Source organism: Curtobacterium sp. APC 4022 (assembly GCF_030407555.1).
GTDB lineage: Bacteria > Actinomycetota > Actinomycetes > Actinomycetales > Microbacteriaceae > Curtobacterium.
This window is the reverse complement of the sequence record NZ_JASDDD010000004.1, coordinates 93850-114609: the sequence shown is the minus strand read 5'-3', so window position 1 is coordinate 114609 and position 20760 is coordinate 93850. Positions and strand designations below refer to the sequence as shown.

The 20760-nt window shown below is 69.6% G+C and carries 22 protein-coding genes; 4 read left to right on the top strand and 18 right to left on the bottom strand.

What is annotated here, in order from left to right:
* Window positions 1-4: 4 nt before the first annotated feature.
* Genes QL987_RS02320 through QL987_RS02310 form a run of 3 tightly spaced genes read right to left on the bottom strand, consistent with a single transcriptional unit; the run spans window position 5 to window position 2594 of the window.
* Window positions 5-469: a DUF6804 family protein gene (locus QL987_RS02320; RefSeq protein ID WP_290156094.1), complete on the bottom strand. Its 465-nt coding sequence runs from the start codon at window positions 467-469 to the stop codon at window positions 5-7.
* Window positions 466-1065, bottom strand: a complete 600-nt coding sequence (locus QL987_RS02315) for a GDSL-type esterase/lipase family protein (RefSeq protein WP_221849554.1) — start codon at window positions 1063-1065, stop codon at window positions 466-468. The genes QL987_RS02320 and QL987_RS02315 overlap by 4 nt, the downstream gene beginning before the upstream one ends.
* On the bottom strand, window positions 1062-2594 hold the full coding sequence (locus QL987_RS02310) for an SDR family oxidoreductase (protein WP_290156093.1): 1533 nt from the start codon (window positions 2592-2594) through the stop codon (window positions 1062-1064). The genes QL987_RS02315 and QL987_RS02310 overlap by 4 nt, the downstream gene beginning before the upstream one ends.
* A 42-nt stretch (window positions 2595-2636) precedes the next feature.
* On the opposite strand from QL987_RS02310, the gene deoC reads away from it, so the two are divergent.
* The 3 genes from deoC (at window position 2637) to QL987_RS02295 (ending at window position 5122) form a co-directional block, all read left to right on the top strand.
* Entirely contained in the window at window positions 2637-3383 is a 747-nt protein-coding gene (gene deoC / locus QL987_RS02305) for a deoxyribose-phosphate aldolase (RefSeq protein WP_290156092.1), read from the top strand.
* A gap of 116 nt (window positions 3384-3499) precedes the next feature.
* Window positions 3500-4453, top strand: a complete 954-nt coding sequence (locus QL987_RS02300) for an ROK family protein (RefSeq protein ID WP_111073455.1) — start codon at window positions 3500-3502, stop codon at window positions 4451-4453.
* A gap of 117 nt (window positions 4454-4570) precedes the next feature.
* Window positions 4571-5122, top strand: coding sequence for a type IV toxin-antitoxin system AbiEi family antitoxin (locus QL987_RS02295; RefSeq protein ID WP_290156091.1), 552 nt, complete (start codon window positions 4571-4573; stop codon window positions 5120-5122).
* 48 nt (window positions 5123-5170) lie between these two features.
* Here QL987_RS02295 and QL987_RS02290 read toward each other — a convergent pair whose 3' ends face one another.
* Entirely contained in the window at window positions 5171-7543 is a 2373-nt protein-coding gene (locus QL987_RS02290) for a bifunctional (p)ppGpp synthetase/guanosine-3',5'-bis(diphosphate) 3'-pyrophosphohydrolase (RefSeq protein ID WP_258376612.1), read from the bottom strand.
* A 259-nt stretch (window positions 7544-7802) separates the two neighbouring features.
* Here QL987_RS02290 and QL987_RS02285 point away from each other — a divergent pair, with 259 nt between their 5' ends.
* A complete protein-coding gene (locus tag QL987_RS02285; RefSeq protein WP_290156090.1) occupies window positions 7803-8489 on the top strand; it encodes a hypothetical protein in 687 nt (228 codons plus the stop codon).
* 47 nt (window positions 8490-8536) lie between these two features.
* Here the strand turns inward: QL987_RS02285 and QL987_RS02280 are convergent, their stop codons facing one another.
* From QL987_RS02280 to QL987_RS02215, 14 genes are all read right to left on the bottom strand, one after another.
* Window positions 8537-8896: a rhodanese-like domain-containing protein gene (locus tag QL987_RS02280; protein WP_290156089.1), complete on the bottom strand. Its 360-nt coding sequence runs from the start codon at window positions 8894-8896 to the stop codon at window positions 8537-8539.
* Window positions 8896-9897, bottom strand: coding sequence for a protein translocase subunit SecF (gene secF, locus QL987_RS02275; RefSeq protein ID WP_290156088.1), 1002 nt, complete (start codon window positions 9895-9897; stop codon window positions 8896-8898). The genes QL987_RS02280 and secF overlap by 1 nt, the downstream gene beginning before the upstream one ends.
* A complete protein-coding gene (gene secD / locus QL987_RS02270) occupies window positions 9897-11639 on the bottom strand; it encodes a protein translocase subunit SecD (protein ID WP_290156087.1) in 1743 nt (580 codons plus the stop codon). Before secD ends, secF begins: the two co-directional genes overlap by 1 nt.
* Window positions 11640-11730: 91 nt before the next feature.
* Window positions 11731-12120, bottom strand: a complete 390-nt coding sequence (locus tag QL987_RS02265; protein WP_290156086.1) for a preprotein translocase subunit YajC — start codon at window positions 12118-12120, stop codon at window positions 11731-11733.
* Between the two features lie 66 nt (window positions 12121-12186).
* A complete protein-coding gene (ruvB, locus tag QL987_RS02260; protein WP_221849560.1) occupies window positions 12187-13224 on the bottom strand; it encodes a Holliday junction branch migration DNA helicase RuvB in 1038 nt (345 codons plus the stop codon).
* The gene (gene ruvA / locus QL987_RS02255) at window positions 13221-13838 is read right to left on the bottom strand and encodes a Holliday junction branch migration protein RuvA (RefSeq protein ID WP_253463091.1); all 618 of its coding nucleotides are present in this window, start codon (window positions 13836-13838) and stop codon (window positions 13221-13223) included. Before ruvA ends, ruvB begins: the two co-directional genes overlap by 4 nt.
* Window positions 13835-14464: a crossover junction endodeoxyribonuclease RuvC gene (gene ruvC, locus QL987_RS02250; RefSeq protein ID WP_239540353.1), complete on the bottom strand. Its 630-nt coding sequence runs from the start codon at window positions 14462-14464 to the stop codon at window positions 13835-13837. Before ruvC ends, ruvA begins: the two co-directional genes overlap by 4 nt.
* Before the next feature lie 20 nt (window positions 14465-14484).
* Window positions 14485-15249 carry a YebC/PmpR family DNA-binding transcriptional regulator gene (locus QL987_RS02245; RefSeq protein WP_111073446.1) on the bottom strand — a complete coding sequence of 255 codons (765 nt, stop codon included), beginning with the start codon at window positions 15247-15249 and terminating at the stop codon, window positions 14485-14487.
* A 104-nt stretch (window positions 15250-15353) separates the two neighbouring features.
* Window positions 15354-15953, bottom strand: coding sequence for a pyridoxal 5'-phosphate synthase glutaminase subunit PdxT (gene pdxT / locus QL987_RS02240; protein WP_290156085.1), 600 nt, complete (start codon window positions 15951-15953; stop codon window positions 15354-15356).
* Window positions 15943-16860 (bottom strand): pyridoxal 5'-phosphate synthase lyase subunit PdxS, encoded by a 918-nt coding sequence (gene pdxS, locus QL987_RS02235; protein WP_111073444.1) that lies wholly within the window; start codon window positions 16858-16860, stop codon window positions 15943-15945. Before pdxS ends, pdxT begins: the two co-directional genes overlap by 11 nt.
* A gap of 12 nt (window positions 16861-16872) precedes the next feature.
* Window positions 16873-17451 carry an HIT domain-containing protein gene (locus tag QL987_RS02230; protein WP_111073443.1) on the bottom strand — a complete coding sequence of 193 codons (579 nt, stop codon included), beginning with the start codon at window positions 17449-17451 and terminating at the stop codon, window positions 16873-16875.
* The gene (gene thrS / locus QL987_RS02225) at window positions 17451-19439 is read right to left on the bottom strand and encodes a threonine--tRNA ligase (protein WP_253467885.1); all 1989 of its coding nucleotides are present in this window, start codon (window positions 19437-19439) and stop codon (window positions 17451-17453) included. The genes QL987_RS02230 and thrS overlap by 1 nt, the downstream gene beginning before the upstream one ends.
* Before the next feature lie 95 nt (window positions 19440-19534).
* Window positions 19535-20077 carry an adenine phosphoribosyltransferase gene (locus QL987_RS02220; protein WP_111073442.1) on the bottom strand — a complete coding sequence of 181 codons (543 nt, stop codon included), beginning with the start codon at window positions 20075-20077 and terminating at the stop codon, window positions 19535-19537.
* Between the two features lie 135 nt (window positions 20078-20212).
* Window positions 20213-20458: a hypothetical protein gene (locus QL987_RS02215; RefSeq protein ID WP_181439113.1), complete on the bottom strand. Its 246-nt coding sequence runs from the start codon at window positions 20456-20458 to the stop codon at window positions 20213-20215.
* Window positions 20459-20760 lie beyond the last annotated feature (302 nt).

The following is a 20760-nucleotide window of genomic DNA, read 5'->3' as shown; positions in this document are numbered from 1 at the left end:
GACGTCAGTCCGCCGCGCGCGGCACCTTGACCGTGATGCCGACGACGATGAAGAGCGCCGCCGCGACCAGCTGCAGCGCCGCCCAGAGCTGCCCGGGGATCGGGAGGACCACGACCGGGTTCCAGCAGACGGCGACGGCCGCGGTGAGCACCGCTGCCCACCAGACCCGGCCGCGGACCGCGAAGACCAGCACGATGAGCGCGAGCACGGTGACGCCCCAGCGCGCGAACACGAAGGCCGACGAGTCGAGGAACGCCACGCACGCCAGGAGCACCACGGCCGCCAGCAGCGACGGCGCGAGGGCCGGCCGGGTGAAGTCCGGGAGCGCCTGCCGGTCCCGAGCCGCCCCACGGGCAACACCCGCCCCACGAGCGCGACTCGACCCGGCGGGGGTCGACGACGCCGTCGAAGAGGGCGACGACGCCTGCTGCGACGACCCGATCGCGGGCCGTCCCTTCCGAGCCGTCATCGGTCCTGCGCGTCGCGGAGGTCGGCGAGCGAGATCGGGCGGGACATCGGCGGCAGCTCCCGGACACGCTCGAGTGCCGGGACGAGCTCGGCGACGTACGCGCGGTACCCGTCCTCGGTGAGGTGCAGCCCGTCGGCGGTGAAGCGCTCGTCGAGGTGGTCCCCGTCGGCCAGGGCCGGCCAGACGTCGAGGTACTGCGCGTGGCACGTGGCCACGAACTGCCGCAGGTGCCGGTTCGCCTGCTCGGTCTTCTGCGCGTACTCGGCCTGCCGCGGCAGGATCGACACGAGCAGCAGCCGGACGCCGGGCAGGGCCCGACGCAGCTGTACCAGGGCCGATTCGACGTTCCGGACGACGTGCTCCGCGCTGGCCCGGTGGTGACCGAAGTCGTTCGTGCCGATCAGCAGCACGATGACCTCGGGTGCGGCCTGTACGACCTCGTCGAGGCGCGCGAGGACGCCGTCCGTGGTGTCGCCGTCGACACCGAGGTTGATCGTCCGCTCGTCGGGGAGCCACTGGCCCCAGTCGCCGCCCGCGGTGATGCTGTCACCGAGGAACAGGACACCGCCGCCACTCGTCGTGCCGTCGTCGCTCATGCCGCCTCCTCGTGCGCTGGCTGCGCGTCGTCATTCTGGTACGTGGAGTTGCGCTGCGTCGAGTCGGTGTGGTGCGCCTCCCGTTCGGCTCGGGCGGTGATCCGCTCGACCATCCCCGGGAAGATCACGCCGTGGAACGGCAGGATGCCGTACCAGTAGAGGCGTCCGGCGAGCCCCTGCGGGAAGTAGATCGCCCGCTGGTGGTAGTCGCTGCCGCCGTCGTCGGCCGGGGTGACGGTCATCTCGAGCCAGGCACGACCGGGCGACTTGAACTCGGCGCGCAGGCGCAGGTACCGACCGCGGACCAGACGCTCGACGCGCCACCAGTCGAGTGCGTCGCCCTGCTCCAGCCGCTTCGGGTCGCGACGACCGCGGCTCAGGCCGACCCCGCCGGCGATCTTGTCGAGCCAGCCGCGCGCGACCCAGGCGAGCGGGAACGAGTACCAGCCGTTCTCGCCGCCGATCGACTCGACGACGCTCCAGACCGCCTCCGGCGGAGCCGACGAGTGCCGCTTGCGGTCGTCGACGTAGACGGTGTGGCCAGCCCACTCCGGGTCGCTCGGCAGCGGGTCGGCCGAGCCGCTGGAGAGCGTCGCGTTGCGCCAGCTGGTCAGGACCTCGCCGGTGCGCATCTTCGCCAGCGCCAGACGGACGGCCCGCCGGTAGGAGGTGAGTCCGCCCTCGGGCTGCGGGATCACGTCGTCGATGTCGTGCTCGCGCTGCACGCACTCGAACTGCAGCGACTCGATGATCGGCGTCGCGAGCTTGCGCGGGATCGGCGTCACGACGTTGAACCAGTGCGCGGCGAGCCGAGGGGTCAGGACCGGGAGGACCGTGATCGGTCGCTGGGGCAGCTTCGCCTCGACCGCGTACCCGTTGAGCATCTGCCCGTACCGGAGGACGTCGGGGCCCCCGATGTCGTACGTGCGGTTGACGTCGGCCGGGATCGTGAGCGCCTCGACGAGGTAGTACAGGACGTCGCGGACCGCGATCGGCTGGATGCGGTTCCGGACCCAGCGGGGCGCCGGCATCCAGGGCAGCACGTCGGTCAGGTGGCGGATCATCTCGAACGAGGTGCTGCCCGACCCGATGACGACACCGGCCTGGAGCGCGATCGTCGGGACGCCGGAGCCGAGGAGGATCTCCCCCACCTCTTTCCGGCTGCGCAGGTGCTTGCTGAGGTCGCCGTCCGGGTGCAGGCCGCCGAGGTAGACGAAGCGCTGGACGCCGGCGTCGTGGGCGATGCGGGCCATGGTCTGCGCGGCGTCGCGTTCGGCCTGCTCGAAGTCGCCGTCCGCCCCCATGGCGTGGGCGAGGTAGTACACCGCCTCGATGCCGTCGACGGCTGCGGACACCGCGTCGGCGTCCTGCAGGTCACCCTCGGCGACCGTGACACGGTCGTTCCAGGGGACGTCCTGCAGCTTGCGCGGGTTGCGGACGAGGACCCGGACGTCGTGCCCGGCATCGAGGAGTCTGGGGACCAGTCGACCACCGATGTACCCGGTGGCCCCGGTGACGAGGACGCGCATGCTCCGAACCGTACGCCTCGCGCCTGCTTGTAGGCTTGCCGGGTGGACAACGCATCGAACCCCGTCACCGCAGCCGCTCTCGATGCCGACTCGGTGCGTCGACTCATCGACCACGCGATCCTCAAGCCCGAGCTGAGCCGTTCCCAGGTGGACGCGCAGCTCGACGAGGCCGCCGCGCACCGCGTGTTCAGCGTCTGCGTCCGACCGGGAGACGTCCAGCACGCCGTCGAGCGCCTCCAGGGCACCGGCGTCGGCGTCGGCACCGTGATCGGCTTCCCGCACGGCACCACCTCCACCGCGGCCAAGGTCGCCGAGTCACTGCAGGCCCTCGCCGACGGTGCCTTCGAGCTCGACATGGTGCAGGACATCGGCGCCGCGAAGTCCGGCGACTGGCAGCGCGTCGAGCGTGACGTCCGTGCCGTCGTCGACGCCGCTGGCGAAACGATCGTCAAGGTCATCCTCGAGACCGCGTACCTGACCGACGACGAGATCGTCGCCGCCAGTCGCGCAGCGGTCGCCGGGGGTGCCGCGTTCGTGAAGACCTCGACCGGGTTCGCCGGTGGTGGCGCGACCGCCGAGCACATCCGGCTCATGCGCGAGACCGTCGGCCCGGACACGGGCGTGAAGGCCTCCGGTGGCGTCCGCGGGCTCGACACGCTGCTCGAGATGGTGCAGGCCGGCGCGACGCGCATCGGCACCAGCGCCTCGGCCCGGATCCTCGACGAGGTCGCGCACCGTGTCACGACCGGCGCGTCCTCGGACCGCGGCGACGACACCTCGTCCTACTGAAGCCCCTCCCCAGACCGACCAGAACCTGACCGACCTGAACCAGGCCGGCCGCGTCCGGACGTGACCTCACGTCGGGGACTGCTGCCGGGCCTCCCGACCGCCACACCGGAGTGCGCATGTCCAGCACCACGACCCCGTCCGCGAACCTCGCCCTCGCCGTCGACCTCGGCGGCACCAAGGTCGAAGCCGCACTCGTCACCGACCAGGGCGTCGTCCTGCCGGCCACCCGGCACCGCAGCCCGACCGGTGCCGGACGCACGTCCGAGGAGCTGCAGGCCGCGGTCGACGAGGTCGTCGTCGCGACCCTCGCCACGCTGCCGTCCGACGCGACCCTGGTCGGCGTCGGCATCGGCTCGGCCGGGCCGGTCGACGAAGAGCACGGCCTGGTCTCCCCGCTGAACATGCCGGTCTGGCGCGGCTACCCGCTCCGCGACCGCGTCGCCGCGCACGTGCCCGACGGCGTCCCCGTCACCCTGCGGATGGACGGCCTGGCGATCACGCTCGCCGAGCACTGGGTCGGCGCCGCGCAGGGCTCCGACCACGTGATGGGCATGATCGTCTCCACCGGCGTCGGCGGCGGGCTGATCCTGCACGGCCGGACCGTCAGCGGGCCGACCGGCAACGCCGGCCACATCGGCCACGTCGAGTGCGGTGGGTACGACGACCCCTGCGCCTGCGGTGGCACCGGCTGCCTGGAGGCCGTGGCCAGCGGTCCGAAGACCGTTGCCTGGGCACGTCGCCAGGGGTTCGCCGGCAGCACCGGCGAGGAGCTCGCGGCCGCGTATGCGGCGGGTGACGACATCGCGGTGGCCGCCGTCAAGCGGAGCGGGCGGGCGCTCGGGCAGGCCATCGCCGCGGCGACCAGCCTGGTCGACCTCGAGGTCGTGGCGATCGGCGGCGGCTTCTCCCACGTCTCCCCCGACCTGTTCGAGTACGCCCGACAGGCCGTCGCGGAGCGGGTCGAGTTCCCGTTCGTCACGAAGGTGCGGATCGTGCCGACGGGGCTGTCGCAGGACGGGCCGCTCATCGGGGCGGCCGCGCTCGTGCACCGCGCCGACGTCCTGCGCTGACGGCGCAGCACTGATGTCGCTGGGCTGACGGCTCGGCACTGACGTCGCTGGTGGGCTGACGGCTCGGCTTCTCCACAGCGGCGACGCCGGAGGCAGCGGGTGCGGGATCATGTGCACGTGCCCTCCTCCCGCCTCGTCACGACGGACGACTGGCCGGCGGCAGAGCTGCACGCCGCCGTGCTCGCCGGTGACCTCGTCGCGGTGGGGACCTGCTGGGCGTCGATCGCCGAACCGCAGGACGCCGCCCTCCGAGCCGCCTCGTTCGCCTGGAGTGTCGGCGACGCCCGGGTCGTCGCGGGCGGCCTCAGCGCAGCATGGATCTGGGGCGCGTGCTCCCGTCCGCCGGTCCCCCACGACGGTTGCGTCCCCGCGGATGAACGCTTCCGGCGGAAGGGGGCGTGGACCGCGGTGCGGGAGATCGCCCTGGAGGCCGCCGACGTCACCACCTGCGCCGACGTGCGGGTCCTGACGCCCGCGGCGACCGCCCTCGACCTGCTGCGGTTGCGCCGACCGTTCGGCGCGCGCGACGCCGAGGCCCTGCGCGGCCTGGTCCTGGCCGCCGGGGTCGATCCCGCCGCCCTCGCCCGCGGCCTGGCAGAGAACGAGCGGGCGCCGATGGGCCGGCAGGCGCAGCGACGGTTCCGCGATGCCGGAGTCGAACTGGGCTGACTGGCTGCCACTTGCCTTGCCTGGCCGGGCCGGACCGGCCCGACGGGTTCAGCCCGCGCTGACCCGGTACACGTCGTAGACGGCGTCGATGCGACGGACGGCGTTCAGCACGCGATCAAGGTGGGTGGTGTCACCCATCTCGAACACGAAGCGGGACAGCGCCAGTCGGTCCGACGACGTCGACACGGTGGCGGACAGGATGTTCACGTGGTGGTCGGTGAGGACCCGCGTGACGTCGCTGAGCAGCCCGGAACGGTCGAGGGCCTCGATCTGGATCTGGACGAGGAACACCGACTTCGACGACGGCGCCCACTCGACCTCGATCATCCGGTCGGGCTCGTTCATCAGCGACTTCACGTTGGTGCACGACGCCTGGTGGACCGACACACCCTGGCCGCGGGTGATGAAGCCCACGATCTGGTCGCCCGGCACCGGGGTGCAGCACTTCGCGAGCTTGACGAGGATGTCCGGCGCACCGCGGACCAGCACACCGCTGTCGCTGTTGCGGAGCTGGCGGCTCGTGACGTGGCGCGGGAACGACAGCTCGGGCTCGTCGGTCTCGGTCTCCGTCTGGATGCTGCCGAGGGCCTTCTCGATGACGGACTGGCTGGACACGTGGCCCTCGCCGACCGCCGCGTACAGGGCGGCGACGTCGTCGTACCGCATCGCCGACGCCACCTCGGAGATGGTGTCCTGGCTCATGATGCGCTGGAGCGGCAGGTTCTGCTTGCGCATCGCCCGGGCGATGGCGTCACGGCCCTGCTCGATCGCCTCTTCGCGACGTTCCTTCGTGAACCACTGCTTGATCTTGTTCCGGGCCCGCGGGCTGCGGACGAACGTCAGCCAGTCCTGGCTCGGCCCCGAGTCGGGGTTCTTCGACGTGAAGATCTCGACGACGTCACCGCTCGACAGGGCGCTCTCGAGGGGCACCAGTCGGCCGTTCACCTTGGCGCCCATCGTGCGGTGCCCGATCTCGGTGTGCACGGCGTACGCGAAGTCGACCGGGGTCGCGCCGGCGGGCAGGCCGATGACCTTGCCCTGCGGCGTGAAGACGTAGGTCTCCTTCGCGCCGATCTCGTACCGCAGCGAGTCGAGGAACTCGGCCGGGTCGCTGGTCTCCGCCTGCCAGTCGGTGATGTGTGCCAGCCACGCCATGTCCTGGTCGGACTGCGTGGTGCTCTCGGCTTCGCGACCGGTGATGCGCTGCTTGTACTTCCAGTGCGCGGCGACACCGAACTCGGCCCGCTGGTGCATCTCGTGCGTGCGGATCTGGATCTCCACCGCTCGGCCCTGCGGTCCGAGCACCGAGGTGTGCAGCGACTGGTACAGGTTGAACTTCGGCGTCGCGATGTAGTCCTTGAAGCGCCCGGGCAGCGGCGTCCACCGGGCGTGCACGGCTCCGAGCATCGCGTAGCAGTCCCGCACCGTGGGGACGAGGACGCGGATGCCGACCAGGTCGTAGATCTCGTCGAACTCACGCCCGCGCACGATCATCTTCTGGTAGATCGAGTAGTACTGCTTCGGGCGACCCATCACGTCGCCGCGGATCTTGGCGGCCTTCAGGTCCTTCTTCAGGGTCCCGGTGACGTTCTGCACGAACTGCTCGCGCTTGGGCTGCCGCTCCTTGACCAGGCTGTCGATCTCGACGTACAGCTTCGGGTGGAGCACCGCGAAGGACAGGTCCTCGAGCTCGAGCTTGATCATCTGGATGCCGAGGCGGTGCGCGAGCGGCGCGTAGATCTCGAGCGTTTCCTTCGCCTTGCGCGAGGCGGAGGCGGACTCGACGAAGCCCCAGGTCCGGGCGTTGTGCAGGCGGTCGGCGAGCTTGATGACGAGCACGCGGATGTCCTTCGACATCGCGATCACCATCTTGCGGACGGTCTCGGCCTGGGCGCTGTCGCCGTACTTGACCTTGTCGAGCTTGGTGACGCCGTCGACGAGCATCGCGATCTCGTCGCCGAAGTCCTCGCGCAGCTGGTCGAGCTGGTAGTCGGTGTCCTCCACCGTGTCGTGCAGCAGTGCCGCGGCGATCGTGATGGTCCCGATGCCCAGGTCGGCCAGGATCTGCGCCACCGCGACGGGGTGCGTGATGTACGGCTCCCCCGACTTCCGCTTCTGCCCGTCGTGCGCCCGCTCTGCGACGGAGTACGCCCGCTCGATGAGCGTGGTGTCCGCCTTGGGGTGGTGCGACCGCACCGTGCGGATCAGGGTGTCGACGGCCCCAGCGGGCTGTGCACGCGAGAACAGCCGCGGCAGCAGCGACCGGAGCGACCCGAGGTTGCCGGTGGTGTTCGCGCCCAGCGGCGGACTGGAGGGCCGGGGCGACGAGCCGGGACGGCTTCCGTCCCCGGGGCGGGACGCGCCACCGGGCTGGGGAGCGGCGCCGGCATCCGGCTGCGAGGACTCACGCGTGTCGGTCATTGAGCGCCTCCAGGGACTCGGTCCGAGCTCGATCCGACAAGACTACGCGCGTCCGGTCAGTGCCCGTGACGCAGCGGTCTGGAGAACCGGCGCGCGAGGCGGCCCGAGGATCGGGGACGCAGGGCGCTTCGAGTACTCTCACTGTGCTCCCATCGCGCGCTCATTGACGGTCAGAGAGCACTTCCCGTAATTTCGGCGCCAGTCCGAGTAAGGGGCTCGGCAAAATTGGCGTCAATGCGGACGCCAAAGGGGAGTTCAAATGAAGAATGTCAAACGAGCAGTGCTTGTAGCTGTTCCTGCAGTGATTGCTTCGCTGATTCTGGGGCAGTTTCCAAATGCTGCGGATGCGTCACCACAGAGTAAAACTGTGCCTGGCACTGATGGCTACGTGGTGACTAGCGCTGCGAATGCGGAGGTCACACCGCAAGGGATCTTCTATCCGACGGGAGTCATCAGCCCAAATACAGTGGTGGTCATCAAGAATTCCGATGGAACCCTTCCGAACGGTCTGACGCCGAGCAAGTTGCGCTCGATGTACGGGGAGGAAGTGCGCGGCGACACAGTGCGGGCTCCGGAACTGGAACAGTCCGCTCAGATCGCGGCTTCGAAGTACACGTATCTCGCTACCGGCGCTTCGAACTGGTCCCAAGCGTACGCGGGGCCGAACATCATCGGAGCCGATGCAGGTGTAAAGGTCAAGTACACCTTCTCTGTCGCTTCCGGCACCGCTCAGACGAACGCTGGGCAAGGCCTCGGATACTACCGAGGATACAATGGCAGCGACTTCGGAACCTGGTCAAAATGGTACAACCTCGGCATTGCAGACTCGGACGGTGGCAAGACGACAGCTGTGCCGTGGGGCAACGTAGCCGCACAAACCAAGTTCCGGGCGAAGTGCGCCACATCGAGCGCCTGCAACGGAACATGGTCGGCTAGCGGAGTGTGACGAAGAAACAGCAGAGGCGGCGCTCATGAGCGCCGCCTCTGCTGTTTTCAGCCCCCAGTGCGGGGCGGCTCTTCCGTCTCAGGACGTTGAGTCCGAATGACAGGGGCGCCGGACCGTTCCCAGGCCAGCATGCCGCCGGCGAGGTTGATCGCGGGCACACCGGACCGTTCGAGCGCAGCCACGACCCGGGCCGAACGGCCGCCGGAGTGACACACGATGATCGCCGGCTGGTCACCGCCGTCGATCTCCTTCCAGCGCGCGACCAGCTCGGACATCGGCACGAGCGTCGCCTCGGGAGCGTGGACGTCGTCCCACTCCCCCGGCTCGCGCACGTCGAACAGGCGCGCACCGGCGTCGATGCGGCGGCGTGCCTCGGCGACGTCGATGTCGACGACCTCGGCCGACATCAGACCTCCACCGTCGCGTCGACCTCACGCTGCCGCTTCGCCGCGGCCGCTTGCTTCTTGGCGTCGGCCTGCTTGACCCTCGGCTCGTTCTCACGCAGGTGGGCGTACATCGGCGACGCGATGAAGATCGTCGAGTACGTGCCCACGATGATGCCGATGAACAGCGCCAACGAGATGTCGCGGAGCGTACCGGCGCCGAGGATGTAGGACCCGATGAAGAGGATCGCCGCGACGGGCAGGAGCGCCACCACCGAGGTGTTTATCGAGCGCACCAGGGTCTGGTTCACCGCGAGGTTCACCGACTGCACGAACGTCCGGTGGGATTCCTGGCTCGTATTCTCGCGCACCTTGTCGAACACCACGACGGTGTCGTAGAGCGAGTACCCGAGGATCGTCAGGAAGCCGATCACCGCCGCTGGCGTGACCTCGAGGCCGACGATGCCGTACACCCCGGCCGTGATGAGGAGGTCGTGCAGGAGCGCGACCATCGCCGACAGCGACATCTTCCACGTGCGGAAGTACACCGCCATGAACACCGCCGCGAGGGCGAGGAAGATCACGAGGCCGCGGATCGCCTGCGCGAGGACGTCCGCACCCCACGTGGCGCCGATGAACGTCGCCGCGACCTTGTCATCCGGTACGTCGTAGGCCTTCGCCAGGGCGTCCTGCACTTCGGAGGTCTCGCGGTCGGTGAGCTGACCGGTCTGCACGCGGATGCCGTGCTGGCCGAGCTGCGAGACACGCGGCACACCCTCGGGGACGATCGACTCGACCGTCTGCGTCGCCAGGTTCTGGTCGAGCGTCTTCACGTCGGAGAGCGTGAACTCCGAGCCGCCCGTGAACTCAATGCCGAGCTGGTAACCGCCGCGGAGCCACGGTACCGCGAGCGAGAGCAAGACCGCGACGATCGCGATGAGGTACCAGGTCTTGCGTCGTCCGACGATGTCGTACGAGCGCTTGCCCGTGTAGAGGTCACTGCCGAACTGGCTGAAGCTCGCCATCAGCTGTCCTTCCCGTTGCCCGTGCCGTTGTCGGAGCCGGCGGCCTTGCGCTCGGCGATTGTCTGGCGACGGGCAGCTTCACGCGCACTGCGCTGCCGCTTGCCGTCCACGATCGGCGCCCGGAACTGGGCACGTCCGCGGTACACCGCGCCGAGGGCCGCCGGATCGAGCCCGCTGAACTTGTGCCCCTCACCGAAGAACCGGCTGCGGGCGATGAGCTGCATCATCGGGTGCGTGAACATCACGACCACGACGACGTCGATGAGCGTCGTCAGGAGCAGCGTGAACGCGAAGCCCTTCACGTCGCTCACCGCGAGGATGTAGAGCACGATCGCCGCGAGGAAGTTGATCGAGTCGGACGCCAGGATCGTGCGGAGGGCACGCTTCCACCCGGACTCCACCGCGCCCTCGAGCCCACGGCCGTCGCGGAGCTCGTCACGGATGCGCTCGAAGTAGACGATGAACGAGTCGGCCGTGATGCCGATCGCGACGATCAACCCCGCGACGCCGGCGAGTGACAGGCGGTAGTCGACGCGCCACGACATGATCGCGATGACCAGGTACGTCAGCGCCGCTGCGACCCCGAGCGACAGCACGGTGACGAACGCGAGCGCGCGGTACTGGATCACCGAGTAGATGATGACCAGGATCAAGCCGATCAGACCGGCGACGAGACCACCGACCAGCTGCGCGGTGCCGAGTGTCGCCGAGATGTTCTCGTTCGACTGCACCTGGAAGTTGATCGGCAGCGCACCGTACTTCAGCTGGTCGGCAAGGGTCTTCGCAGATTCGGCGGTGAAGTTGCCGCTGATCTGTGCCTTGCCGTTCGTGATCGCAGTGTTCGTGGTGGGAGCTTCGATCACAGTCCCGTCGAGGACGATCGCGAACTGGTTCTGCGGCTGCTGCAGAGACACGAGACGATTCGTGACCGTCCGGAAGTCCTTAGTGCCCTCGCCGTTGAAGGTGAGGTTGACCGCCCACTGGCCCGTCGAGGTACCCTGCGAGTCGGTCGCGAGGCCTGAGGTCGCGTTGCTGATGTCTGCGCCGAGAACCTCGACCGGTCCGAGGATGAACTTCGCAGCGCCAGTCTGGTCGCACGTGACGAGGGCCTCGTTGTCAGGGGCTGTCGTGACGTCGTCCGGAGCCTTGCAATTGTAGTTCGTGTAAAGGTCCTGCAGCTTCGGGGTGACCCAGTTCAGGTCGCTCGCGTTCGTCGGCTTCGCGCTCGGCGTGGCGGCGAGGGACGCGGGCGGCGAGTAGGGGGTCGGCGATGCGGTCGAGCTGCCGTCACCGCCAACCGAGGAACTCGATGCCGCCTCGGTGTACAGCACCGGTCGGAAAGTCAGCTTCGCGGCCGCTTCGATACGGTCGATCGTCGCCTTGTCCGGCTTGCCCGGGATGGAGACGACGATGTTGTTCGTCCCCTGGGTGTTGATCTGCGATTCCGAGACACCCGTGGCGTTGATTCGCTGCCGGATGATGTTCACGGCCTGGTCGAGCTGCTGGCTCGTCACCGAACCGCCCTCGGTGTTCTGGGCCGCGAGCGTCAGCTGCGTGCCGCCCTGCAGGTCGAGGGCGAGTTCAGGGACCCAGCTGGCGCCCTCGAACCACTTGCCGCTGTCGTCCTTCGTGGACCCGGCGAGGATCGATGCGGCGGTGTTCAAACCCGCGAGGACCGCCATCAGGATCACCAACCAGGTGAGCGAGCGGATCGCCTTCTTGACGGGTGTCGATCGTGCCACCGGTCGTCTCGTCTTTCTGTCGTGAGCCCCGCGCGTCGCAACGCACGGGGCTCGTGGTGTCGCACCACCGGTCAGCCGGCGGCGTCGGAGTTCAGTCTTCGGTCTTGCGCTTCGTGCTGTCGACGTCCTCGACACGCTCGCCGTAGATCGGCTCGCCGTTGAGTTCGGTGACGTGCGCGTCCGCTTCGGTCTCGGTCGTGACGGTCGTGTCGACGGCCTCCGGGGTCTCCTCCGGGACGACGCGGGACAGCGTCTGGCGGTGCACCGTGATGACGGTGCCCGGCGCGATCTCGACGTCCGCGGTGACCTTCTCGTCATCGACCGACACGAGCGTGCCGTACAGGCCGAACGAGAGCATGACGCGCGCACCCGGGACCATCTGGCTGGCGGTCTCGGTCTGTTGCTTCTTGCGCTTGCGGCTGCTGTAGAACATGAAGGCCGCGAACGCCACGACGATGATGATGAGGAAGTACTGGTCCATGGGAGCCTTCGGTCGGTCGAGCGGTTTCGGGCGCGAGCAGTCTAGAGCACGCACATGTGCAGTACTTCACGCATCGTCTGCGGCGAACAGTCCGGGCTGTGCCGCGGCCTGACCGGGCGTCAGACCGAAGTGGCGCCACGCCTGCGGGGTCGCGATCCGCCCGCGGGGCGTCCGCGTCACGAGACCGATCCGCACGAGGAACGGTTCGACGACGGACTCGATCGTCTCGGACTCTTCACCGACGGACACCGCGAGGGTGTTCAGGCCGACCGGGCCGCCGTCGAAGCGGGTCAGCATGGTCTCGAGCACGGCACGGTCCAGCCGGTCGAGGCCGTACTCGTCGACGTCGTACAGCTCGAGCGCGCCCTGGACCGCGGCCATGCCGTCGCTCGTGCCGTGCACGAGCGCGAAGTCCCGGACCCGTCGGAGCAGTCGGTTCGCGATGCGCGGGGTGCCACGGGAGCGCCCGGCGATCTCCCGGAGGGCGTACCGGTCGAAGTCGAGCTCGAGCAGGTGTGCGGCGCGGATCAGGACCTGTTCGAGTTCGTCGCGCTCGTAGAACTCGAGGTGCGCGGTGAAGCCGAAGCGGTCGCGGAGCGGGTTCGGCAGGAGTCCGGCGCGGGTGGTCGCCCCGACGAGGGTGAACGGCGCGAGGTCGAGCGGGATGCTCGTCGCCCCGGCTCCCTTGCCCACCATGACGTCGATGCGGAAGTCCTCCATCGCCAGGTAGAGCATCTCCTCCGCCGAACGGGCCATGCGGTGGATCTCGTCGATGAACAGCACGTCCCCGGGCATCAGCGACGACAGCACGGCGGCCAGGTCGCCCGCGTGCTGGATCGCCGGACCGCTGGACATCCGCAGGGGGCGCGACGACTCGTGCGCGACGATCATCGCAAGCGTGGTCTTGCCGAGTCCGGGAGGCCCGGCCATCAGGATGTGGTCCGGCGTCCGGTCCTGCATGGCGGCGGCCTTGAGCAGCAGGTCGAGCTGCCCGCGGACCTTCCGCTGGCCGACGAACTCGTCGAGGGACTTCGGCCGGAGCGCGCCCTCGAACGCCAGCTCCTCCGGTGACTGCGCGTCGGCGGCGGTGATCCCGCCGCTCATCGGCCGGCACCCGTGGGTCGGAGGGTCCCGAGCGCGGCCCGGAGCAGTGCCTGCGTCCCCATCTGCTCGACGCCGGGCTCGTTCGCGACGGCGTCGTCGACCGCGCTGCGCGCTGCGTCCTCGCGCCAGCCGAGGCCGACCAGGGCGATGACGACGTCCTCGGTCGCGGGGTGGGCGACCGCGGCGGCGGCGCCGGTGGTCGTGGGTGCCTCGAACGCGGCGAGCTTGCCGGAGAGGGCGACGATGATGAGCTTGGCGGTCTTCGGCCCGATGCCCGAGACCTTGCGGAACGCCCCGTCGTCGTCGTGGGCGACGGCGTTCGCGACCTGGGCCGCGGTCATCTGCCCGAGAACGCCGAGCGCCGACTTCGGGCCGACGCCGGAGACGCTCCGGAGCAGGTCGAAGACGCGCAGGGCGTCGGTCGACTCGAAGCCGAAGAGCTCGAACGCGTCGTCGCGGACGATCAGGGCCGTGCGGACGAAGACCTCTGATCCGTGGCGCATCGTCAGGGCGTGGGCGGGCGTCACCGTGACGGCGTACCCGACTCCGCTGACCTCCACCACGGCGGTCGATCCGGCGACGTCGATGCAGGTGCCCCGGAGACTCGCGATCATGCCCCGAGCCTAGGGCGGGCCGGGGACGTCCTCGCGCCGCCGCTCCGCACGAGGGGTGACGCGGCACTGCGGCCGGCCGCCCCGGCCTGCGCGTCACGCCAGGCGCGCTGTGCCGGGGTGAGGGTCCCCGGTCCGGAGCTGACGGCGTCGGGTGAGCCGAGCCTCCAGGCGTGACAGACCGCCAGGGCGAGCGCGTCCGCGGCGTCGGCGGGCTTGGGCGCCTCGGCGAGGCCGAGGACCCGGGCGACCATCGCCTGGACCTGCCGCTTGTCGGCGTTGCCGTAGCCGGTGATCGCGGCTTTGACCTCGGACGGGGTGTGCAGCCCGACCGGCAGCCCGCGCGCGGCGGCGGCGTGCAGGGCGAGGCCGGACGCCTGCGCCGTGCCCATCACCGTCCGGACGTTCGCCTGCGCGAAAACCCGCTCCACGGCCACCGCGTCGGGCCGGTGCGCGTCGATCTGCTCGGCGATGCCCTCGGCGATCGCGAGCAGCCGGAGCTCCAGCGCCATGTCGGCCGGGGTGCGGACGACCGTGACGTGCACCAGGCGGGCGCGGCGGTCCGGCGTGACCTCGACCACGCCGACGCCGCAGCGGGTGAGCCCGGGGTCGACCCCGAGCACCCGCAGCGCGCCGGCCCTGGCCGTGATCAGTCCTCGTCTTCGTCGAGCTCGGCCTGCACGTCCGCCGGCACGTCGAAGTTGGCGTAGACGTTCTGCACGTCGTCGCTGTCCTCGAGCGCGTCGATGAGCTTGAACACCTTGCGGGCGGTGTCCGCGTCGACCTCGACCTTGAGGTTCGGCACGAACTCGGCGTCCGCGGCGTCGTAGTCGATGCCGGCTGCTTGCAGGGCGGTACGGGCCTCGACCAGGTCGCTCGCCTCGGTGATGACCTCGAAGCCACCGCCTTGGTCGATGACGTCCTCGACACCCGCGTCGAGCACGGCCGTCATGACGTCGTCCTCTGTCAGGGCGTCGGTCTTGGTGACCGAGATGACGCCCTTGCGGTTGAAGTTGTACGCGACACTGCCCGGGTCGGCCATGGTGCCGCCGTTGCGGTTCATCGCCGTCCGGACCTCGGCCGCAGCACGGTTCTTGTTGTCGGTGAGGCACTCGACCAGGAGCGCGACGCCGTTCGGGCCGTACCCCTCGTACATGATGGTCGTGTACTCGATCGACTCGCCGGTCAGACCGGCACCGCGCTTGATGGCACGGTCGATGTTGTCGTTCGGCACCGAGGTCTTCTTGGCCTTCTGGACCGCGTCGACGAGGGTCGGGTTGCCCGACATGTCGGCCCCGCCCATCTTCGCGGCGACTTCGATGTTCTTGATGAGCTTGGCGAACGACTTCGCACGGCGACCGTCGATGACGGCCTTCTTGTGCTTCGTCGTCGCCCACTTGGAATGCCCGGACACGGTTCTCCTTGCGTCGTGCGGAAAGTCTCCGACAGTTTACCGGCCCGGGAGGCGCGGTGTGCGTCCGCCGCGCAGGCCCGGCTGGCCAGGCGGCCGGGTGGGCATCAGGCGCGACGGACGATGTCGAGGAAGCGGCGGTGGAACCGGTCCTCGCCCGCGACCTCGGGGTGGAACGCACTCGCGAGCACGTTGCCCTGCTGCACGGCCACGACCTGACCGTCGGGCAGCGCCCCGATCACGTCGACGCCGGCGCCGTGCTGCTCGACGACCGGCGCCCGGATGAACACCGCGTGCACCGGGGCCTCGCCGAGTTCGGGCATCGGGATGTCGATCTCGAACGAGTCGTTCTGGTTGCCGAACGCGTTCCGCCGCACCGTGGTGTCGAGCACGTCGAGCGTGTGCTGCCCCGCGATGCCGTCGGTGATCCGCGAGCTGAGCATGATCAGGCCCGCGCAGGTGCCGTAGGTCGGCAGTCCCCCGCGGATGGCGTCGCCCAGCGGTCCGGCGACGCCGAACGCGCGGGACAGCTTGTCCATCACGCTGGACTCGCCGCCGGGGATCACGACACCGTCGAGGGTGTCGATCTCCTCCGGACGGCGGAGCGGCACGACGTCAGCGCCGAGCTCGGTGAGCGACGCGATGTGCTCGCGGAAGTCGCCCTGCAGAGCGAGGACGCCGATCCGGGGCGACGGCTTACCAGCCACGCTCGGCGAGGCGGTGCGGTGCGGGGACGTCGGCGACGTTGATGCCGACCATCGCCTCACCCAGACCGCGGGAGACCTCGGCGATGACCTTCGGGTCGTCGTGGAAGGTGACGGCCTTCACGATCGCGGCCGCACGCTTGGCCGGGTCGCCCGACTTGAAGATGCCGGAGCCGACGAACACGCCGTCCGCGCCGAGCTGCATCATCATCGCGGCGTCGGCCGGGGTGGCGACACCACCGGCGGTGAAGAGCACGACGGGCAGCTTGCCGGTCTGGGCGACTTCCTTCACCACGTCGTACGGCGCCTGCAGTTCCTTGGCGGCGACGTAGAGCTCGTCTTCCTTGAGGTTCCGCAGCGCAGCGATCTCCTTCGAGATGGTGCGGATGTGACGGGTGGCCTCGGACACGTCACCGGTGCCGGCTTCGCCCTTGGAGCGGATCATCGCCGCGCCCTCGGTGATGCGACGGAGCGCTTCGCCGAGGTTGGTGGCACCGCAGACGAAGGGGGTCGTGAACTTCCACTTGTCGATGTGGTTCACGTAGTCGGCCGGCGAGAGGACCTCGGACTCGTCGATGTAGTCGACGCCGAGCTCCTGCAGCACCTGGGCCTCGACGAAGTGGCCGATGCGGGCCTTCGCCATGACGGGGATCGACACGGCGGCGATGATCTCCTCGATCATCGACGGGTCGGACATGCGGGCGACACCACCCTGGGCGCGGATGTCGGCGGGGACGCGCTCGAGGGCCATGACGGCGGTGGCGCCGGCTTCCTCGGCGATGCGTGCCTGGTCGGCGTCGATCACGTCCATGATGACGCCGCCCTTGAGCATCTCCGCGAGACCGCGCTTGACGCGCGAGGACCCGGTGGTCGAAGTGGCGTTGACGGTGCTGGGGGTGCTGTCGCTCATGATCCCCTCAGTCTAGTCCGACGGCCACCCCTCGGCGACGAGTCGACGAGTGTCGCCGAGCATCTGCGAGAGCGACTTCGTCCGGGCGATGATCGGGAAGAAGTTCGCGTCCGACTGCCACCGCGGCACGATGTGCTGGTGCAGGTGGGCGGCGACGCCCGCTCCGGCGACCTCGCCCTGGTTCATGCCGATGTTGAAGCCGTCGCAGTGCGAGACCTCGCGCAGGACCCGCATCGCCGTCTGGGTGAGTTCGCCGATCTCCTGCAGCTCCTGGGGCGTCGCCTCGTCGTAGAGCGGGACGTGCCGGTAGGGGCAGACCAGCAGGTGGCCGTTGTTGTACGGGTACAGGTTGAGCAGCACGTAGGCGTGCTCGCCCCGCGCGACGATGAGGGCGTCCTCGTCGGACTTCCGCGGTGCCTCGCAGAACGGGCAGTCGTCACGGTGGCCGCGGCCCTCCCCCGCACGGCCGGCGTCGATGTACGCCATCCGGTGCGGGTTCCACAGGCGCTGGAAGGAGTCCGGGACCGCCGCCTGGGTGGCGGCGTCCCGGATCTCCAGCGGGTTGCCCTCGTCGTCGAGCGGGCCGGTCATCAGACCTGCACGCGGTCGCGGATCGCGGTCGTGATGCGCTCGACCGCTTCGTCCACGGGCACACCGTTGTCCTGGCGGCCGTCGCGGAAGCGGAAGCTCACGGCCCCGGCGTCACGGTCGTCCCCGCCCGCGATGAGCTGGAACGGCACCTTGGCCTTGGTGTGCGTGCGGATCTTCTTCTGCATGCGGTCGTCCGAGTGGTCGACCTCGGCGCGGACGCCCTGGGCGCGGAGCTTCGCGACGACCTCGTCGAGGTAGTCGCCGTACTCCTCGGCCACCGGGATGGCGACGACCTGCACCGGCGACAGCCACGCGGGGAACGCACCGGCGTAGTGCTCGGTGAGGACGCCGAAGAACCGCTCGATCGAGCCGAACAGGGCGCGGTGGATCATCACCGGACGCTGGCGGGTGCCGTCGGCGGCGGCGTACTCGATGCCGAAGCGCTCCGGCAGGTTGAAGTCGAGCTGCACGGTCGACATCTGCCAGGTGCGGCCGATGGCGTCGCGGGCCTGCACCGAGATCTTCGGGCCGTAGAACGCCGCTCCGGCGGGGTCCGGCACGAGTTCGAGTCCGGTCTCCTCGGCGACCTCGCGCAGGGTGTTCGTGGCCTCTTCCCAGACGTCGTCGTCACCGACGTACTTCTCCGGGTCCTTCGTCGAGAGCTCGAGGTAGAAGTCGTCGAGGCCGTAGTCACGGAGCAGCGACAGCACGAACTGCAGGGTCGTGGTGAGCTCCTCCTTCATCTTCTCCTTCGTGGTGAAGATGTGGGCGTCGTCCTGGGTCAGGCCGCGCACCCGGGTGAGGCCGTGGATGACGCCGGACTTCTCGTTGCGGTAGACCGTGCCGAACTCGAACATCCGCAGGGGCAGGTCGCGGTAGGAGCGAGCCTGCGACCGGTACGCCAGGATGTGCATCGGGCAGTTCATCGGCTTGAGGTAGTAGTCCGCACCCTGCCGGGTGACGTTGCCGTCCTCGTCGCGGGCCTCGTCCATGTGCATGGGCGGGAACATGCCGTCCTTGTACCAGCCCAGGTGTCCGGACTGCTCGAACAGGTCGCCCTTGGTGATGTGCGGCGTGTAGACGAACGAGTAGCCCTCCTGCTCGTGCCGACGGCGCGAGTAGTCCTCCATCTCACGGCGGATGATGCCGCCCTTGGGGTGGAAGATCGCCAGGCCCGAGCCGATCTCGTCCGGGAACGAGAACAGGTCGAGTTCGGCACCGAGCTTGCGGTGGTCGCGCTTCGCGGCTTCCTCGAGACGGACGAGGTACGCCTTGAGCTGGTCCTTGTCGGGCCACGCGGTGCCGTAGACACGCTGTAGCTGAGGGTTCTTCTCGGAGCCGCGCCAGTAGGCAGCAGCCACGCGCATGAGCTTCGCGGCGTTGCCGATCCAGCGGGTGTGCGGCACGTGCGGGCCACGGCAGAGGTCCTGCCAGACGACGTCACCGGACTTCGGGTCGACGTTCTCGTAGACGGTGAGTTCGCCGGCACCGACCTCGACGCTCTCGCCCGAGTCACCCTCGGACGCGGCGCCCTTCAGGCCGATGAGCTCCTGCTTGTAGGGCTCCCCCGCCATCAGCTGACGGGCTTCGTCGTCGCTGACGACCCGGCGGCGGAAGCGCTGGGCCTGCTTGACGATCCGGTCCATGCCCTTCTCGATCGCCTTGAGGTCCTCCGGCGTGAAGGGCTCGGCGACGTCGAAGTCGTAGTAGAAGCCGTCGGTGACGGGCGGCCCGATGCCGAGCTTGGCGTCGGGGTTGATCTGCTGCACGGCCTGCGCCAGCACGTGGGCGGCGCTGTGCCGGAGGATGTCGAGGCCGTCCTGCTCGTCGAGCGTCACCGGCTCGGCGGTCTCGCCCGCCTGCACGTCCGCGGCGAGGTCCTTGAGGACGCCGTCGACCCGGATGGCGACGACGCCGCGGACGCCGTCGAAGAGCTCGGTGCCCGTCGTGGTGGTCGTCGCGGTGCGGGGCTCGGGTGCCTGGGGCACGTCGTCGGGCTCGGCGGACGGTGCGGCGACTGACTCGGTCACGATGGTGGGGCTCCCTCGGTCTGGTGGTACGTCGATGGTAGTGGCGGGCCGGGTCAGGCGGGCACGCGGCCGAGCGTGGTGACGGGCAGGCGCGGCTCGATGCGTTCGCGACCGGACAGGCCGTCGAGTTCGAGGAGTGCGGCGAAGCCGATCGCCTGGTACCCGGCACGTTCGAGCAGGGTCACGGTCGCGGCGGCGGTGCCCCCGGTGGCCAGGACGTCGTCGACGACGAGCACCCGGGTGCCCGGTTCGAGCTGGCCCGGACGGAGTTCGAGTTCGGCTTCGCCGTACTCGAGCGCGTACTGCTCGCTGAGGACCTCGCCGGGCAGCTTGCCGGCCTTGCGGACCGTGAGCACGCCGACCTGGTGCTGCGCGGCGATCCCACCGGCCAGCGCGAACCCGCGCGCCTCGATGCCGGCGACGGCGGCGAAGCCCCCACCGACGGCGAAGGGCGCGGCGAGGGCCTCACACACGCGGCCGAAGGCGATCGGGTCGGCGAACACCGGCGTCACGTCGCGGAAGAGCACGCCCGGCTTCGGGAAGTCGGGGACGATCGTGGTGAGGCGCTCGACGAGGGCAGCGGCGGAGTCGGTCATGTCCTCAACCGTACGGGGCTGGCAGGGCCCCGCCGTTCCGCGGTCGGGTACGCGGCTGGCGTCGGACGGGAGGCGCGGCGCGGGCTGGTGCCGTGCCTCCCGTCCGACGCTGGTCGCGCTGGGCGTCCGAGTCGGTCACCGCCACATGTGCATGGCGGCGCCGAGGACCACCCACTCGGCTTCACGAGCGAGGCGGGCCTGTTCTTCGCGGTGCCGCCGGAGTTCGGCGGCGGGGTCGATCTCGTGCGGCTGACGCCGGGTGCGGCGACTCCACACGATGAGGGCGAGTCCGATCCGGAGGGCGATCCGGTCCGGCAGCGACACCCGGTGGGGTCGTCCGGTCGGTGGTCGCACCGGGCGGAGGAGGGTCTTCGATGACATGGTGTTCCCTGTTCGGAGAATGGCGGAGGAAAGCGGAATCGGGGTCGACGAATCGACCGGGGTCGCACCTCGGTCGACGTCGAGGTGCGATGAGCCGACGCGCGACGGATCACCCGAGGAAATGCGTTCGCGTGAATGCACGGGGAAATGCGTGTGCATTCAGCGACGATGACCTGCGGTGCGGTCCACTCGCGTGATGAACGGTCGAGTCAGCGTGGACGAGCAGCCGTCGTGGACGAGCAGCCGTCGTGGACGAGCAGCCGTCGTGGACGAGCCCTGTCGTGGATGACGAGCCGCAGCCC

Coding starts and splice junctions, on each gene's coding strand:
- QL987_RS02320 (WP_290156094.1), bottom strand. CDS start 469: ATGACGGCTCGGAAGGGACGGCCCGCGATCGGGTCGTCGCAGCAGGCG.
- QL987_RS02315 (WP_221849554.1), bottom strand. CDS start 1,065: ATGAGCGACGACGGCACGACGAGTGGCGGCGGTGTCCTGTTCCTCGGT.
- QL987_RS02310 (WP_290156093.1), bottom strand. CDS start 2,594: ATGCGCGTCCTCGTCACCGGGGCCACCGGGTACATCGGTGGTCGACTG.
- QL987_RS02300 (WP_111073455.1), top strand. CDS start 3,500: ATGTCCAGCACCACGACCCCGTCCGCGAACCTCGCCCTCGCCGTCGAC.
- QL987_RS02290 (WP_258376612.1), bottom strand. CDS start 7,543: ATGACCGACACGCGTGAGTCCTCGCAGCCGGATGCCGGCGCCGCTCCC.
- QL987_RS02285 (WP_290156090.1), top strand. CDS start 7,803: ATGAAGAATGTCAAACGAGCAGTGCTTGTAGCTGTTCCTGCAGTGATT.
- QL987_RS02280 (WP_290156089.1), bottom strand. CDS start 8,896: ATGTCGGCCGAGGTCGTCGACATCGACGTCGCCGAGGCACGCCGCCGC.
- secF (WP_290156088.1), bottom strand. CDS start 9,897: ATGGCGAGCTTCAGCCAGTTCGGCAGTGACCTCTACACGGGCAAGCGC.
- QL987_RS02265 (WP_290156086.1), bottom strand. CDS start 12,120: ATGGACCAGTACTTCCTCATCATCATCGTCGTGGCGTTCGCGGCCTTC.
- ruvB (WP_221849560.1), bottom strand. CDS start 13,224: ATGAGCGGCGGGATCACCGCCGCCGACGCGCAGTCACCGGAGGAGCTG.
- ruvA (WP_253463091.1), bottom strand. CDS start 13,838: ATGATCGCGAGTCTCCGGGGCACCTGCATCGACGTCGCCGGATCGACC.
- pdxS (WP_111073444.1), bottom strand. CDS start 16,860: ATGAGCGACAGCACCCCCAGCACCGTCAACGCCACTTCGACCACCGGG.
- QL987_RS02230 (WP_111073443.1), bottom strand. CDS start 17,451: ATGACCGGCCCGCTCGACGACGAGGGCAACCCGCTGGAGATCCGGGAC.
- QL987_RS02220 (WP_111073442.1), bottom strand. CDS start 20,077: ATGACCGACTCCGCCGCTGCCCTCGTCGAGCGCCTCACCACGATCGTC.
- QL987_RS02215 (WP_181439113.1), bottom strand. CDS start 20,458: ATGTCATCGAAGACCCTCCTCCGCCCGGTGCGACCACCGACCGGACGA.